16 protein-coding genes are annotated in these 15106 nt (G+C 66.8%); 5 read left to right on the top strand and 11 right to left on the bottom strand.

The window, feature by feature from the left end:
- Positions 1-77 precede the first annotated feature (77 nt).
- The gene (locus ACERIM_RS00805) at positions 78-644 is read left to right on the top strand and encodes a twin-arginine translocation signal domain-containing protein (RefSeq protein ID WP_049964435.1); all 567 of its coding nucleotides are present in this window, start codon (positions 78-80) and stop codon (positions 642-644) included.
- 123 nt (positions 645-767) lie between these two features.
- Here ACERIM_RS00805 and ACERIM_RS00800 read toward each other — a convergent pair whose 3' ends face one another.
- Entirely contained in the window at positions 768-1430 is a 663-nt protein-coding gene (locus ACERIM_RS00800) for a helix-turn-helix domain-containing protein (RefSeq protein WP_373630742.1), read from the bottom strand.
- Positions 1431-1567: 137 nt separating this feature from the next.
- Here ACERIM_RS00800 and ACERIM_RS00795 point away from each other — a divergent pair, with 137 nt between their 5' ends.
- The gene (locus tag ACERIM_RS00795; RefSeq protein ID WP_006181759.1) at positions 1568-1792 is read left to right on the top strand and encodes a DUF2892 domain-containing protein; all 225 of its coding nucleotides are present in this window, start codon (positions 1568-1570) and stop codon (positions 1790-1792) included.
- Positions 1793-1840: 48 nt separating this feature from the next.
- On the opposite strand, the gene ACERIM_RS00790 is transcribed toward ACERIM_RS00795, so the two are convergent.
- The 6 genes from ACERIM_RS00790 to ACERIM_RS00765 form a co-directional block, all read right to left on the bottom strand.
- The gene (locus ACERIM_RS00790; RefSeq protein WP_373630741.1) at positions 1841-2815 is read right to left on the bottom strand and encodes an aldo/keto reductase; all 975 of its coding nucleotides are present in this window, start codon (positions 2813-2815) and stop codon (positions 1841-1843) included.
- A gap of 140 nt (positions 2816-2955) precedes the next feature.
- Positions 2956-4827 carry a formate/nitrite transporter family protein gene (locus ACERIM_RS00785; RefSeq protein WP_373630739.1) on the bottom strand — a complete coding sequence of 624 codons (1872 nt, stop codon included), beginning with the start codon at positions 4825-4827 and terminating at the stop codon, positions 2956-2958.
- Between the two features lie 81 nt (positions 4828-4908).
- On the bottom strand, positions 4909-6060 hold the full coding sequence (locus ACERIM_RS00780) for an ABC transporter permease (protein ID WP_373630738.1): 1152 nt from the start codon (positions 6058-6060) through the stop codon (positions 4909-4911).
- Positions 6050-7939: a PrsW family intramembrane metalloprotease gene (locus ACERIM_RS00775; protein ID WP_373630737.1), complete on the bottom strand. Its 1890-nt coding sequence runs from the start codon at positions 7937-7939 to the stop codon at positions 6050-6052. The genes ACERIM_RS00780 and ACERIM_RS00775 overlap by 11 nt, the downstream gene beginning before the upstream one ends.
- Positions 7936-8853 carry an ATP-binding cassette domain-containing protein gene (locus ACERIM_RS00770; protein WP_373630735.1) on the bottom strand — a complete coding sequence of 306 codons (918 nt, stop codon included), beginning with the start codon at positions 8851-8853 and terminating at the stop codon, positions 7936-7938. The genes ACERIM_RS00775 and ACERIM_RS00770 overlap by 4 nt, the downstream gene beginning before the upstream one ends.
- A 79-nt stretch (positions 8854-8932) precedes the next feature.
- On the bottom strand, positions 8933-9325 hold the full coding sequence (locus tag ACERIM_RS00765) for a helix-turn-helix domain-containing protein (protein ID WP_006648926.1): 393 nt from the start codon (positions 9323-9325) through the stop codon (positions 8933-8935).
- 106 nt (positions 9326-9431) lie between these two features.
- On the opposite strand from ACERIM_RS00765, the gene ACERIM_RS00760 reads away from it, so the two are divergent.
- A complete protein-coding gene (locus ACERIM_RS00760) occupies positions 9432-10100 on the top strand; it encodes a hypothetical protein (RefSeq protein ID WP_049964425.1) in 669 nt (222 codons plus the stop codon).
- A gap of 55 nt (positions 10101-10155) precedes the next feature.
- Positions 10156-10575, top strand: coding sequence for an SRPBCC family protein (locus tag ACERIM_RS00755; RefSeq protein WP_373630733.1), 420 nt, complete (start codon positions 10156-10158; stop codon positions 10573-10575).
- Between the two features lie 41 nt (positions 10576-10616).
- On the opposite strand, the gene ACERIM_RS00750 is transcribed toward ACERIM_RS00755, so the two are convergent.
- The gene (locus ACERIM_RS00750) at positions 10617-11246 is read right to left on the bottom strand and encodes a flavin reductase family protein (protein ID WP_373630732.1); all 630 of its coding nucleotides are present in this window, start codon (positions 11244-11246) and stop codon (positions 10617-10619) included.
- A gap of 123 nt (positions 11247-11369) precedes the next feature.
- On the opposite strand from ACERIM_RS00750, the gene ACERIM_RS00745 reads away from it, so the two are divergent.
- Positions 11370-11723, top strand: coding sequence for a winged helix-turn-helix transcriptional regulator (locus tag ACERIM_RS00745; protein ID WP_373630731.1), 354 nt, complete (start codon positions 11370-11372; stop codon positions 11721-11723).
- 57 nt (positions 11724-11780) lie between these two features.
- On the opposite strand, the gene ACERIM_RS00740 is transcribed toward ACERIM_RS00745, so the two are convergent.
- The 3 genes from ACERIM_RS00740 to ACERIM_RS00730 all read right to left on the bottom strand — a co-directional run bounded on the left by ACERIM_RS00740 (position 11781) and on the right by ACERIM_RS00730 (position 14628).
- Entirely contained in the window at positions 11781-13223 is a 1443-nt protein-coding gene (locus ACERIM_RS00740) for a short-chain fatty acid transporter (protein ID WP_373630730.1), read from the bottom strand.
- A 447-nt stretch (positions 13224-13670) separates the two neighbouring features.
- Positions 13671-14117: a UPF0179 family protein gene (locus tag ACERIM_RS00735; RefSeq protein ID WP_006181749.1), complete on the bottom strand. Its 447-nt coding sequence runs from the start codon at positions 14115-14117 to the stop codon at positions 13671-13673.
- Positions 14118-14196: 79 nt separating this feature from the next.
- Positions 14197-14628 (bottom strand): DUF5820 family protein, encoded by a 432-nt coding sequence (locus ACERIM_RS00730; RefSeq protein WP_373630729.1) that lies wholly within the window; start codon positions 14626-14628, stop codon positions 14197-14199.
- Between the last annotated feature and the right edge of the window lie 478 nt (positions 14629-15106).

Below are 15106 nucleotides of genomic sequence, written 5' to 3'. Positions count from 1 at the left end.
TCGTCGTCCTGGTGGTCGCCGAAACGATCCCCGCCCTTATTCCACGACCGAGGCGTTGATCGGAAACGGAGGTTACGATGGATCGAGAGTCACTTTCACTGACGGACGACGAGGAGTCGACGCGACGAAAGTTCATGAAACAGAGCGCTGCAGCGACGGCCGGGATGGCGCTCGTCGGCGCGGGGTCGGGCACGGCGACCGCACAGGACGACGGTATCCTCGACAGTCCCGACGAATCGTGGGGCGGGCTCATCTTCGCCAACAACTTCCACCCCGAGGCACGGTTCGCCATCGTCTCCGGCGTCGTCGAGTGGGCCCCTAACTACGGAGACGTACAGGACAGCTGGTTCACGGATTACAACACCTACCAGATCCGGTGGCTCAACACCGGCGAAGTCGTGTCGCTGTTCGTTTCAGAGGACACCAACCTCGGCCAGTACAACGAGGAGCTCGGGTACATCCCGGAACCGGAGGAAGGACAGAACTGGCCGCAGGTGTTCGAGATGAACCAGGAGTGGACGCCGTTCAGCGACAACCAGCAGCTCATCACGGTCAACGCGAACCCCATCAGCGACGAGGTCGCGGAGTCGATCCTCGCGAGCGACGACTGGTGGCGATCCGACGCCACGAACGGCGGCAATTAACGGATCGCGATCGGTGGTCGCTCGGCGCGTCGATCAACCGTCCCCGGCGATCGGCCGCTCTTTTTCGTCCGCACGCCACGACGATAGGGACCCTGACTCGAACCCAATCGCCGACGGGAGGATTCAGCCTCGCGGCTCGAGCAGGGACGCCATCACCGTCGACTCGGCCTTCTGGAGGTGTTCAGCCGCCGTCGCGGTCGCGCAGTCGAGTTCGTCGGCGACGGCTTCGGTCGTCACATCCCGCGGAACGTCGTAATAGCCCAGTTCGAGGGCCGTTTCGACCGCTTCACGCTGCCGGGGTGGTAGTCGGCCGACGACGCTGTCGGCGGCGACTCGCTTCCCGCCGACCTGCTCGAGGGTCACGCCGACGCCCTCGGGGACGCCGTCGACCGCGGTCTGGATGTCGGTCTCCGTCCCGACGATGGAGAACGTGTTCGTCCCGTCGTCGTTGCACTCGATCGGCGGTACCGTCATGAGGCTCCCGCGAGTGAAGTTCTCGAACAGCGCCCGCGCGGCGACCGAGACCTCTCCCTCGAGAAAGCAGTAACACGCCCGGTCCGTGATCGGGAGTACCTCGTAGTCCGAGACCATCGGGCTGTCGGCGAGTTCGCCTTCGAAACGCCGGTACTCGCCCTCGAGCCGGAACAGGAACCCCGTCGGCGGGGACGAGACGTTCCAGTTGACGATCAGGGCCCGCTCGAGGTAGCTCGCGCCGCCCGCGAGGCGTTCGTATATCGGCGGCGCGTACGCCCCTCGCGGACTGAGCGTGATGCGAACGCGTTTCATGAGTCAGCCTTCGAATAAGACGCTAAAAACGATTGCCCCCGGTGGGCCGCGAGCGAACGCAGCGCCGGCCCGCAGGGATAAACGGGGCCGATATTTTCGGCCGAACGGATACGTCCTCGCAGCCCCTCCGCTCGCGTATGCAGCGAAACGTCGGCGGACTGGATCGAATCGTCAGGGCCGTCCTGGGCAGTTGGGTGCTTGCGGTTGCCGTCGCCGCGCTGGTCGCCGGCCGCCGCGCGACCGCGGCAGTGCTGGCCGTCGGGGCGGCGGGCCTGCTGTTCAACGCGACGGCCCGCTTCTGTGGCGGCAACTACCTGTTAGGTATCGATACGACCGACGACGGCTCCTGTTCGCGGGAGTGACGGGGCACCCGAACCCGTAATCGGCGCGCCGTGTCGCTCGGCACTCGCTTACTGGTGGCCGGACACCGGCACCGGCTCGTAGGGCTCCTCGAGGTAGGCCATGTCGGAGTCCGAGAGGTCGATCTCGAGGGCTTCGACCGCCTGCTCTAGGTGTTCGACACTGGTGGTCCCGACGATCGGCGCGTCGACCCAGTCCTTGTGGAGCAGCCACGCGAGGGCGATTTGGGCCATCGTTGCACCCTTATCGGCAGCGACCTCGGCGACCCGCTCGTTGATCTCGCGGCCGCCGCCCTCGCGGTAGGGGTGTTCGTACAGGTACTCCTCGGTCTCGCCGCGGGCCGTCGCGTCGATCTCCTCGTGGGGCCGGGTGAGATAGCCCCGAGCCATCGGCGACCACGGGATGACGCCGACGTCTTCCTTGTCACACAGCGGTAGCATCTCCCGCTCTTCCTCGCGGTAGACGAGGTTGTAGTGGTTCTGCATCGTCTGAAATCGCTCGAGGCCGAGCCGGTCGCTCGTCCCCAGGGACTCGGCGAACTGGTGGGCCCACATCGAGGAGGCGCCGATATAGCGCACGTGGCCCCGGCGGACGGCATCGTCGAGCGCCCGCAGGGTCGTCTCGACCGGCGTGTCGTAATCCCAGCGGTGGGGCTGATAGAGGTCGATCGTCTCCATCCCGAGCCGCTCGCGGCTGGCCGCCAGTTCCTGTTCGATCGCTTTCCGCGAGAGTCCGCCCGAGTTCGGGTCGTCGTCGCGCATCCGGAAGAACCCCTTCGTGGCGACGACCGCCTCGTCGCGGCGACCCTCGAGGGCTTCCCCGAGGATCCGCTCGGACTCGCCGCGCGAGTACATGTTCGCGGTGTCGAAGAAGTTGATCCCCAGATCGATCGCACGGTCGATGATCTCTTTGCTCGCCTCGTCCTCTAAGACCCACTCGCGCCAGTCGCTCGAGCCGAAGCTCATACAGCCCAGACAGATGCGGCTGACCTGCATGCCGGTCGACCCGAGGGTGGTATATTCCATACCGGCGCTACGAGAACCGGCCGGAAAACGGTACGTGGTGCGGCAAACGATACCACATCGCTCGATTCCGGCATCGTCTCCTGAACCGGACGTGTGTTCGGCGCCGACGGTCCAGCGAGGGGTTCGTGATCCGTCGCCGGCTACCAGTGCCCGAACAGCCGCTGGATGACGGTGCGGTCGCTGGGTCGTTCGGCCAACAGGACCGAACTGTCGACCTCGTTGACGACGTCCATGTGCAGCGAGTCGCTCATCAGCCGCGAGATCACCCCCTCCTCGGTCGCGCCGATGAGGATGAGCGTGTTGTCCCGGGACCGGCGACAGATCTCTCGCTCGACGTCGCCGGAGTCGTCGACGACGAGTTCGGCGTCCTCGAGGTCGCGTTCGGCGGCCCACTCGGCGAGGAACTCCTCGCCGCGTTCCCGGTCGTCGGGGCTGGCGACGACGTGTTGCAGCGTGATCTCGGCACCCGACCGGTCCCGGAGCGTACGCGCGACTTCGGCACTCAGATCCGAGTCCGGGCCGCCGGCGGTCGGGAGCAGAATCCGGGAGGTATCCAGCTCCCGGTCCTTGAGGATGAGGAAGTCACAGGGGAGATTGCTGGTCAGTTCGTTCATCCGGCCCTCGGCACGGCCCTGGCCCCAGGGACGGTCATCGCCCCAGCCGAGAACCACGAGGTCGGCCCGTTCCCGTTCCGCGGTGTCGAAGACGTCCTCGAACGAGCGATGCGAGACGACCGTCGACGTCTCGAAGTCGACGTCGTAGGAGGCCGCGCGCTGGCGGACGGTCTCCATGCGGTCCTCGGACTCGGAGACGATGCGTTCGGTCTGGCCCGCGCCGTACCGCATCGACGCCCGACCCGGCATCTGGACGATGTGGACGGCGTGGACCGTCGCGTTCTCGTGGCCGCTGGCGAGCCGGCAGGCCAGATCGACGATCGTCGACTCCGTGCGGGGGTTGGCGATCGGGACGAGGACCCGATAGTCGCCGTTCTCGCTCGCGTGGGCCTCCGCGGTGTCGATCAGCGGCACGTACGAGCGGCCGGCATAGCTGCCGAACAGCCACTCCCGAATCGAGAGTTGGCGGTCGGCCCCCTCGAACCGGGCCGACTCGAGGCGGTGTTCGCTGGTCTGGAAGTAGTTGACGACGGTGACGAGGACGATCCCGCCGATGGTGTTGCCGAGCAGGACCGGCAGGACGAACCCGTAGAGTCCGGTCAGGACGGCGAGTTCGCCGGCCAGGACCAGATAGACCATCTCGGTAAAGGAGACGACGACGTGGAACAGGTCGCCCAGCGGGATCGCGAGGAAGGCCATGTAGACGACGACCAGCCGCGAGATGGTGTCGCGGGAGGCGTAGACGATCCAGACGACGCCGGCGACGATCAGGCCCGCGAAGGCCGCCTTGGAAAACAGCGTCCACCACGACGTCTCGACGCCGTGTCGTGCGAGGTCCATCGCCGCGGCCGCCGAGTCGTCGTCGAAGACGCCGCCGTAAGAGAGCGCGAGCGCGCCGAGCGCGCCGCCGGCGAAGTTGCCCACGAGGACGATCGACCAGTGACGAAGCAGTGCGGGAATACTGGCCAACCGCTCCAAGGTGAGCGCGACCGGCGGCAGCGTGTTCTCGGTGTAGAGCTGGTAGCCACCGATGATGATGTAGATAAAGCCCAGCGGATACAACAGCTTGCTCAGGATGGGATGACCGTCGGTCGAGGCGGTCAACGTCGCGTACAGCAGAAACGTGATCGTGATGGCGAAACCGGCTGCGAGGCCGCTGAAGAACAGTTCGCGACCCCCCGAGGTGACCTCCTCGTCGGCGGCCGCGACGATCCGCTGGAAGATCTCGTCGGAGGAAAACCGGTCGCGCACGACCGCGCCGACCGCCGGGGCCCCGCTTCTGGATCGTTCGACCGCTTCGCGGACCTGTTCTTGCTCCGTCGAGTCGTCGGTCCTGTAGCCCCCGCCGGGCGGCTCTCGGTTCGTCCGTTGCCGGTCGGGAGGATCCGAATCGCTCATTACCGCATACGCATTCGGGAAGCGACTAATCGTTTCGGATCTCCCCCGGTTCCGCCGGACGGCGCCGGCGCCCGATCCCCGTCAGAGCGACTCCGGCTCGAGGCGGTCGACGCCGCGTTGCAGCGCGAGGAATGCGGCGATCGCGAGCAGGCAGTAGCCGGCGAGCAGTCCCCACGTGGTCGTCGTCGGATTGCCGATCGCGAACTTCGCGACGGTGTTTGCAGGGTGTTCCGGCAGGACCGTCGCGACGACCAGCGCGCCGACGGTGCCCATGGAGTAGAGCAACTGTGCCTGTCGCCTGTCGGGGGCCCACAGCGCGACCGCGACGCCGCCGGTCACCACGAGCAAGGACAGCGCGGCGACCAGCGCGACGAGCGCGACCGGGCCGGCGATCGCCGTCCCGTTGACGGCGAGCAGCGCCAGCCAGGCGATCGCCTGGACCGGTGCCAGCGCCGCGATCGCCAGCAGCTTCGCGTCGACCACCTCGGCGAGCGACAGCGGCGCGACCCGGAGCAACTCGAGGGTGCCCCGCTGGCGCTCCTCGATCAGCGAGTCGACGGCGATCGAGCCGCTGATGAACACCGGCAGGAAGCAAAGCAGCGGCACCAGGATCGTGTAGGTGAAGCCGACGTACGGGCTGGCCTCGATCTCGCTCGGCACGGGGACCGGCGAGCGCTCGAGGCGGCCGGCGTCGGCGTTTCGCTGGCGCTCGACGCGTTCGACCTGTTGGAGAGTGTCCCGTAACTGGACCACGAGCAGGGTCGTCCGGATCCCCTCCTCCGGAGCCGTCACCCTGACGCTGAGCCGACCGTCGTCGTTCCGGTTGGCGTCGAGGACGGCCGAAACGGACCCGGCATCGAACGCCTCGTAGGCCGCCCCACGGTCGTCGAATTGCCGGGCAGTGACGCCGTCGCGTTCGTTCGCGACCGACAGCAGGGTCTCGGTGTCGTCGCCAGTGACCGCGACATCTAGCTCGTAGCTGTCGACGGCCCCAGGATCGTACAACGAGACGAGCCCGACGACCAGAAACGAGGAAAAGGCCGCGATGAACAGCTGGATCGCCAGCGCCAGGATGATCGTCTTCTCGGAGCGCAGCGATCCCAGTTCGCGACGGGCGACCGCCCACCTAGCTCGCCGGCTCGAGCCCGTATCGGTACCGCCGTCGGCTTGCGGCGGGTTCGGACCGCGCGGTTCCGCGTCCCGGTCCCGACCGGGATCGCCGTTACGCGACAAGAGTCAACACCCCCAGATTGTACGCGACGTGAACGAGCGTCGCCGCGAGGAAGCCGACGGCGTAGCCGGTCCGCCCGCGGCTGGCACCGACGGCCGAGGGGATCGCTGTCACGACGTGTAGCCCCAGCGGTGCGAGGAAGACGACCGCGAGCAACAGCGGATCGCTCGAGACGGTCGGGCCGAACGCGGCGGTGCCGACCGGCAGGTCCGGGAGGCCGACGAACTGGACGACGTGGGTGACCTTCTCGCCGAGGAAGAAGCCGGCCCCCGAGAACGCGCCGAGGACGACGGCGGTCTTCGCGGTGGCGTCGAACCGCGAGCGGGCGAACCCGGCGTAGACGCCGACGCTTTTGGCCAGTTCCTCGATCGCGGCGGCGGCGACGACCACGGCCGGTACCGCGACGACCTCCGGGACGGCGAACAACAGCGCGACCGAGAGCAGTTGGCCGGCGAAGACGAACGGGATAAAGAGGATCGATAGCAGGGCGATGCTCCGCCGGCCGTGGAGCCGGTTCGCGACCGCGTCGAGGACCTTCGCCGGGATCGGCTTCTGGGCGAACATGTCCTCCTCGCGGTAGACGCCGGCCCCGAGCAGGAACAGTACCGCCGCGCTCAGGTAAAACGGCCCCGTCGAGAACAGGTACTCGCCGAGCCGAACCGACTCGTCCTGTAAGTCCATCACGATCAGCGTCAGCGGCGAGATCAGCGCGATCGGGTTCACGTCGGTGAAGATCGCCGGAATGAACGTGTACGTCGTCAGAAAGACGCTGATCGTGACCGTCACGAACGTGAGTTCTTTGAACGAGCGGGCAAACATCGCGCCGGTAAACGACGCTGCCAGGAAGAGCAGGGCGATCGGCAGCGCCGCGGCGACTGCGAGCGGGCTCCCGCCGATACCGACCGCAATCGCGACGACGATCCCGACGAGTCCGAGCAGATACGGCAGTGTCTTCCCCGCGACGATCTCGCGGCTCGAGGCCGGCGACACCAGGAGGAGTTCGCCGCGGCGGTTGAGCCGTTCGTCCATGATCGTACTCCCGTAGGCCTGAATCACGAAGTTCATCGGCACGACGAACAGGAAGGCCAACACGAGCGAGTCGAAGGGGAACGGCGGCGCGATCGAGCCGGGCGTCCCCGGCGCGCTCGAGGCCCCCGAGTCACCGCCGACGTTGGGGACCTGGAGGCGGTCGTTGCCGCCGTCGTCCCCGCCCCCGCCGCCACCGGTCGCGGGTTCGTCACCGTCGCTGTCGGTCCCGCCGTCGGTGGTTCCGTCCCCGCCATCGCTCGATTCGTCCGCGGTTCCGCCCCCGTCGTCGCTCGTCCCGTCGGCGGTCGTCCCCCCGAGGTCGCGGTCCTGATACTCGAGGGAGACGAGGACAGGGTAGGCCGCTGCCTGGTCCGACTCCCGATCCATCAGGTTCGCGTTGTACGTCTCCACTGCGCTCCGGAACTCGTCGTAGGCCGCCGCGCCGTTCGGGCCGTCGTGGGCGATCCGCCCGTCGCGGGACACCACCACGTCGACGTTTGCGTCCTCCCGAAGCGCGATAGTGTCGGCGTTCCCGCCACCGGATTCGGCCACTACGTCTTCCAGTGGTACCGGGCGAAACTGCTTTGCTTCGACCGCAACGTCGTGGTACTGACTCTCCTCGGCGACGCCGACGACGTATATCTCGCGCTCGAGGCCGAGCCCCTCGTCAGAGACGGAGACGCCGGCGGTTCCGGCCGCGAGGACCAACACCACGAGCGCGACTGCCGTCTTCCGGTCGACGGTGCCCGCGCTGGAGGTGACCTCCCAGCGGGCGATCCGTCCCGTGCGCACGATGGAGTTGGAGAGCCGTCGGAGGCGGTCGGCGAACGCACTGCGGCGGCCGTCACTCACGTCTCCGTCTCCTCCGGTTCGCTGGCGACCTCGAGGAAGATCTCCTCGAGGCTCGGCGTCTTCGTCTGGATGTCGGTCACGCGGCCGCCGGCGGCCTCGACGGCCTCTCGAACGGCCTCGACGGTGGCCATGTCGGCGACGACGTGGCGGATCTGGCCGTTCTCCTCGGTGACCTCGAGCGGCGAGTCGGCGTCGGCCGGCCCGTCGCTACCGTCGGCCGTCGCGTAGACGTGGTACTCGGTGCCGCCGTGGGCCTCGCGGATCGCCTCGAGCGTGCCGCGGGCGACGATCCGACCGTCGTTCATGATGATGAGTCGGTCGCAGATGCTCTCGACGTGAAAGAGGTTGTGCGCGCTGAAGACGATCGTCTTCCCCTCGTCACTCAGTTCGCGGGTGAACTCGATGATGTAGTTGGTCGTCAGTGGGTCCAGTCCCGAGGCGGGCTCGTCGAAGATCAACACGTCGGGATCGTTGACCAGCGCCCGCGCGATCGCGACCTTCCGTTGCATCCCCTTGGACATGTTCCCGATCCGCCGGTCCCGGTGTTCGAGATCGAGGCGGTCCAGCGAGTCGTGGATCCGCTCGGTGGCCACGTCCGCGGGCACGTCGTAGAGGTCCGCGAAGAACTCGAGGTAGCCGACCGCGGTCATCTCCTCGTAGAGCGGGGACTCCTCGGGGAGGAAGCCGAGTCGGCGCTGCATCTCGCGCTCGCCGGGGGTGTGGCCGGCGACGACGGCGGTGCCGTCGGTGGGCTCGATCAGCCCGGCCAGCATCTTCAGCGTCGTCGTCTTGCCCGCACCGTTGGGGCCGACGACGCCGAAGACCTCGCCGCGTTCGATCTCGAAGGAGCTGCCCTCGACGGCGGTGAAGCCGCCGTATTCCTTCCGGAGGTCGTCCACTTCGAGTATCGCCATTCGATAGTCCGACGGAGGGAGCCACCCCAGTAAAGTCTAGTGGTGACGATAGTCAGGTCCGGGAACCGATCGGCCGCGGTCAGGCGTAGGCGTCGTTGAACTCGCGTTCCCGGCGCATCAGTTCGTGGACGCCGTGTTCGAGGATGCCCCGTCCCATCGCCGTCGGCCGATAGTAGGTGTAGAAGCCGCTGCTATCTGGCGTCCGCCGCTGTCGTTTATCGACCAGTCCGACGTCGACCAGTTCGTCCAGGTGATAGTGGAAGTTGTGCGACGCCACGTCGACGGCGTCGTTGAACGCCGACGCACTCAGTTCGTCGTTCGCGACCAGCGTTCGCAGCAACCGGTACCGGACCGGATGGCCGATCGCCCGCTGCATGTCGAGGTACTCCTCGAGCGTCAACCCGCTGTTCTCCGGGAGCGGCGGCTCCGGCTGCCGGACGTCCCCTGCGTCTCGGTTAGTTGCGTCTGCCATACCGTCTCGTGTGAATCGCTTGTCGCCCGATCGACTTAGGCGTTGTCTACTAGAGAACTCTCTATAGCGGCCGATTTTATATGTGGTCCCTCGGTAGCCGACGCCAATGCGACAGCGTATCATCGAGAATCTCCCGCGGGACTGCGGCGATTCCGACGCGCTCTCGCCCGTCGAACGGGAGCGGTTTCTGGTGTACGTGATGGGTCCGTACCGAACGTTCGACGTCGAGGCCCTGCTCCCGGACGACGCCGATTCGACCGACGACGCTCTCCCGTCGTTCGCGACGTGGAACGAGCGCTCCGGGTCGTACGCGGAGGACGACGTTCTCCGGCTGCTACAGGAGACCCGAGACTGTCTGCGCGAGCGCGGCTTCAACGCCTTTCTGGCGATCGACGTCGGGATCGATCTCGAGGAGATGGACGCGGCGACCCAGAGCATCGAGTTCGCCAGGGCCAGCAACGCGACGGTGTTCGTCGCACCTGCCGTCGGTGACAACCTCGGTGTCGGGATCGAGATCGGGAGCGTCCTCGAGGACATGCTCGGATCGGACGCCGACGGGGATCCGGCCGACGCGAACCCGCCGCGGCGCGCCGAGCGGTTCATGGTGGCGACGGAACCGGACGTCCGAAGCGCGATGCTCGGTGCCGTGCATACGCGCTGGGACGGGAGCGTCCGAACCTTCGACGACGCGACCGCGCTCTGCCGGCTGTGCGCCCAGTTCTGTACGCACGTCCAGAACGAAGAGCTGTACGGCGACCTCCGACGGCTAGACTGAGCCGCCCCGCCCGTCGGCGTGAAACCCTCATATCCGAGGAGCGGCTAGGGAACCCATGACTCGAGTTCGGACCGCGACGACCCCGGACGGCCGCCGCCTCGAGGTGTCGCACGTCCTCTCGGTTCCCGCGGCCGAGGCCTGGGACCTCCTGGTCGACACGACCCGCTGGCCGGAGTGGTCGCCGCTGGTCAACGGCGTCGAGGCGACCGACCGGCGGCTTCGTCCCGACACGCGGGGACGGATCCGTGTGCCGGGCGCGTGGGTCCCGTTCCAGATCACGTCGCGTACGGAACGGCGCTGGACCTGGCGCGTGACCGGGATCCCCGCAGCCGGCCACCGCGTCGACGACCTCGGCGAACGGCGGTGTCGGATCGCGTTCGAACTCCCCGTCCACGCCGCGGGTTCGGTCCCCGTCTATCTGCGGGCGCTGGAGAACCTCGAGACGTTGCTCGAGAGCGACCCGCCGGCGGAGTAGCGCCGGCCGTGACCCGCGTTCGCGACGGAGACGGTCGGGAGCTACGGCGGTCGCTCGAGCGAGAACCGATCCCCGGTTCGGGCGTACCGGCTCCCCGCGAGTCGACCGAGAGCGTCGATCTCGTCGACGTCGATCTTCCCGTCGGTCGTCACCGATTCCTTGATGTGGACGTGTTCGACTTCACCCAGCACGAGCGTCGAGCCGCCGACGTCGACGAGGTCGTGGAGGGAACACTCGAAGGTCACCGCGGCGTCGGCGACCCGCGGTACGTCGACCGCGCTCGAGGCGGCGCGCTCGAGGCCGGCGTGGTCGAACTCGCTCTCGTCGGCCGACAGCGTGGCGCTGGTCTCGTTCATCGCTTCGGCGAGGTCCGCAGTGACGAGATTGACGACGAACTCGCCGGTGTCGCGGGCGTTTCGCGGCGTGTCCTTGAGCCCGTCGGCTCCATCGACCGGCGCGAACAGCAGGACCGGTGGGTCGACCGACGCCACGGTGAAGAAGCTGTACGGCGCGAGGTTGTCGACGCCGTCCTCGCTCGTGGTACTCACCCACGCGATCGGCCGGGGGACGACCGCGCTCGAGAGGATCCGATAGAGCGAGCCGTCGTGGTCGGCGGCATCGATTTCGAGGGCGTCGGACCCGTCCGTTCCGGCCGTTCCGTCGTCGGTCATCGCCGTCTCACCCGTCGGGCCGGCGTCGGCGCTGCCGGTCGCCGCGCACAATCTACTAACACGATGATACCCGGTTCGTATGCGAACTACTAAAACGGTTCGCGACGTAGGCGGCGGTACTCAATGGCATCCCAACGGCCCGAACCCCGCGAACAGGACGACGGCGCCTGTCCCGTGATCGCCTCCCTCGAGCAGATCGGCTCCAAGTGGCGACTGGCGGTCCTCCACGAGCTACTGGACGGCGAACAGCGCTTCAACGAACTCAAGCGCTCGACGGGCGCGAACGCCCGCACCCTCTCGCGGGTTCTCGACGACTTAGGCGAGATGGGCTTCGTCGAACGACGCATCGAGGAGGATGCCCCCGTCGCCACCTTCTACAGCCTCACCGACAAGGGCGAGTCCCTCGAGCCGGTTTTCGGCGAGATCGAGTGCTGGGCGGGAAGCTGGCTCGAGGAGAGCGCGCTCGAGGCACAGTAGCGTCAGCGATCGCTGTTTTTCCGTCGCGTTCGCCTCAAGGAACAGAGGGAATCCGCCTCAGTAGGGGAGGACGTACAGCACGACGGCGAGGAACGGGATCAACGCGAGTAACATCGTGACGGCGTAGCCGAACATCTCCCGGGCCCGGATCTTCGTGATCGCCAGCAGCGGGAGGGCCCAGAACGGGTTCAGCAGGTTCGTGTGGGCGTCGCCGACGGCGTAGGCGATCGTCGTCTGGCCGACCGGCACTCCGACCGCCTGTGAGGCCTCGAGGATCGGTGGTCCGAGGACGATCCACTCCCCGCCGCCGGAGGGGACGAAGAGGTTGACGACCGCGGCGGTAAGCCACGCGATGACCGGGAACGTCTCGGGGGTCGAGATCGCCAGCAGGGCCTCGGCCATCGTCTCCGCCAATCCGGACCCGCTCATCATCCCCTGAATGCCCGCGAAGAAGGGAAACAGGAGGATGATGCCGGCCGCAGCGTCTGCGGCGTCGCCGAATCGGTCGCGATAGAGTGCGGGGCGGGTGTAGAGTGCGAGACCGGCGAAGAGGAACCCGAAGTTCAGTACGTTGAGGTTCAGCGCATCCAGCCCGTTCGTCGCGAACTCCCAGACGATCACCGCTACGCCGGTCAGTGCAATGACCCCGCCCAGCAACCGGCTGTTATCGATCCGCTCGGCGGGAACGCGGTCGTCGTGCGACGGTTCCGTGGCGGCTACTCCGTCCGCCGTCGCGTCGTCGACGCCGCCGTCGGTCACCGACCCGAAGAGGTCTTCCTCGGGGACGTAGTCAGTGATCTCCCGCGAGCGCTCCGCCGAGGGCGTCAGCAGATAGAGGACGGTCGCCGCAAAGAGGATCGACAGCGCGGTAAGCGCGAGCGCGTAGCCGCTGAAGATCGTCGCGGAGGTGCTGACGGGTTCGTCGATGATCCCGAGTTCGATGAACTCGTTGCCCGACGTCGCGAGCAGGAGGGGTGCCGAACCGGAGAGACCCCAGTGCCAGGTGAGCCCCATCCCCATGTAGCCCGCCACGCAGAGCAGCGGATAGTGGACCGTGATCCCCTCCCGGTAGGCCGCCTTGCCCATCTCTCGAGCGAAGATGGCGCCCACGACCAGGCTGAGCCCCCAGTGAACCCAGGCCAGCAGCATCGAGACGACGCCGACCAGCACGACGGCCTGCGTGCTGGTGTTCGGGACCGCTGCCAACCGCTGGAGTCCGTCGTTGACCCGCGGATGGTAGGCGATAACGAATCCAGTCATGATGATCAACACCATCTGCATCGCGAAGGTAAGAAACGCCCAGAACCCGTCGTACCAGTGTTGGACCATCTCCGTCGGCCCCTGTCCCTCGACGATCATGCCGACCACGAACACCGCGTAGGACAGGATAATCGCGAACAGAAACGGGCTCGGCATCCACCGTTCGACCACGTCTGCGACTCGGTTCCCTACTCGTTCGACGACATTTCCCGTCGGGGCTGTCCTGTCTGTCATTCCCATACACTGTCGATACTGTATTCCATTTTAAATTTTAGGCATTGTTGAACGACTCGCTAAATATTCTGTGTCGGAAACAAACAGGACGATCGAATGGGCCCCGATAGCGATCCCGACCGGCCTCGCGATACCGCCTGCACTGACGACGCGACGGGTCCGACGCCCGATCGCCGCGTTGACCGCGGCTGGTAGGTCGTCCCCGGTGGTTTCGGCGGTGCGTTCGTCGTCTTCGGACTCGTCTCGGTGTCTTTCGCCGTCTCGGGACCCTCGTTCCGTGGCCGTCGGTCTCACCGACGACCTCACGGGGACGTACGCACCGGCCTTCGTCGGCGCGGACATCGCGGGCGTAATCGGCGCAGGGCTGGTGGTGATCGTCGGCACCGAGCCGTGATTGGGCCTCGAAGCGTCCGCTGTCGTGGAATCACGCGTCAGAACGATAGAAAAGAGCGGTCACTCGTCGGTCTCGAGTTCGACCAACTCGAGCGACCGATCGAGGTGACAGACCTCGTGTGGCGGCTCGCCGACGATCTCGGCGATGCGGTACTCCTCGTCGAAGGCGACGCCGTCGGGCTCGCAGTACTCGTGACTCGGACACTCGACGTAGGGGCAGGGGCCGGGGAGGCTGGTCTTGCTGCCGGCGAAGGCACCCTTCGACGTGATGTTCGCGCGCACGGAGACCGGTTCGACCTCGACGGCCCGGACCCCGCCGTCGTGCATGGCACACTCGAGGGTCTGTGCGTTCTCGCGGATGGAGGTGACCTGATACTTCGTGCCCGGCGAGAGATTGAGACACTGGCTCCGGTACGGACAGCCGGCACAGGCGTCGGCTTCGCCCTCGTAGATGAACTCGGTCCCCGGTTCGGCCAGCCGGGACCCGACGAGCGTAACGGTCGACATGGGAATGGATACTCGCCACTGGCGGTTAAGGGTCACGTCACGGCGGCCGCGACGGTCCAGTCGATCACCGTTTCGGGAGTCAGTCCTCGCAGCCGTCGCCGGTGAGGTCGTCGAGTCGCTCGAAGTACGCCTCGCGGGGAACCTGATACAACCTGCGGTAGTCGATCTCGCCGTCGTCGAACCGCCGGGCGAGTGCGACCGTTTCCTCGAGGGCCGCGTCGCGCGTCGGGTACCGCAGCGTCTCGTCCAGCGAGACGTCGGGCTCGAGATAGAGCGTGACGAACCAGTCCGCGGTGTCGGCGGTGTCGCCGGGGTGAACGCCGGGACGTCGGGTTCGCTTGCCGTGGGTGAGATACAGCGTCGGCAGACAGGGAGCGGGGAAGTCCGCGGCGTCGAAGACATCCGGTCGGTACGCGAGGACGAGCCGGCCGTCCTCGCCCCGACTCCAGACCTGCCAGGCCTCGGGGAGCCGCGAGTCGATACCCCCGTCGTCAGCGGTCGAGTCCGACATAGCCTCCGATAGACGCCCCGCGCCTAAATCCCCCTCGTCACGGTGGCCAGAGGGACGAGGGTGGTCCAGTGACTCGCCGCGACCCCGAACTGGCGCGCGCGAGCCCACGCTGCCTATGCAGGCTGGCAACTTATACCGTAGTCGCCCGAATGTGGGGTGTGATACCTAGGCCCAACATATGTTTCTAGCAGAATTCGTGTGGAATGAGGTTCTGACAAATACCTTTTGGGGCTAAGGTTAAGTACCTGGATTACTCACTCATTAAATACTATCGGTATCCGATCGCCGGACCGATCCACTCCGCGCCCGTCCCCGGCGCACCGTTGCTCGACCCCCTACACGGTGTTGGGCAACGGAGAGTGGTGAAAGGTGACAGATGACACGCTACCACGCCGCCCACGAACGGGTCACGCTCCCCGAGAGTCCCCTCGAGGAGCCCGACGAGTTCGACGCTCACGTCGGGTACAGCGAGGCGACG

Origin of the sequence: Natrinema sp. H-ect1 (genome assembly GCF_041821105.1) — an archaeon.
Lineage (GTDB): Archaea > Halobacteriota > Halobacteria > Halobacteriales > Natrialbaceae > Natrinema > Natrinema thermotolerans.
Note: the sequence above shows the minus strand (reverse complement) of the source record. Positions and strands in the feature narration are given on the sequence as shown.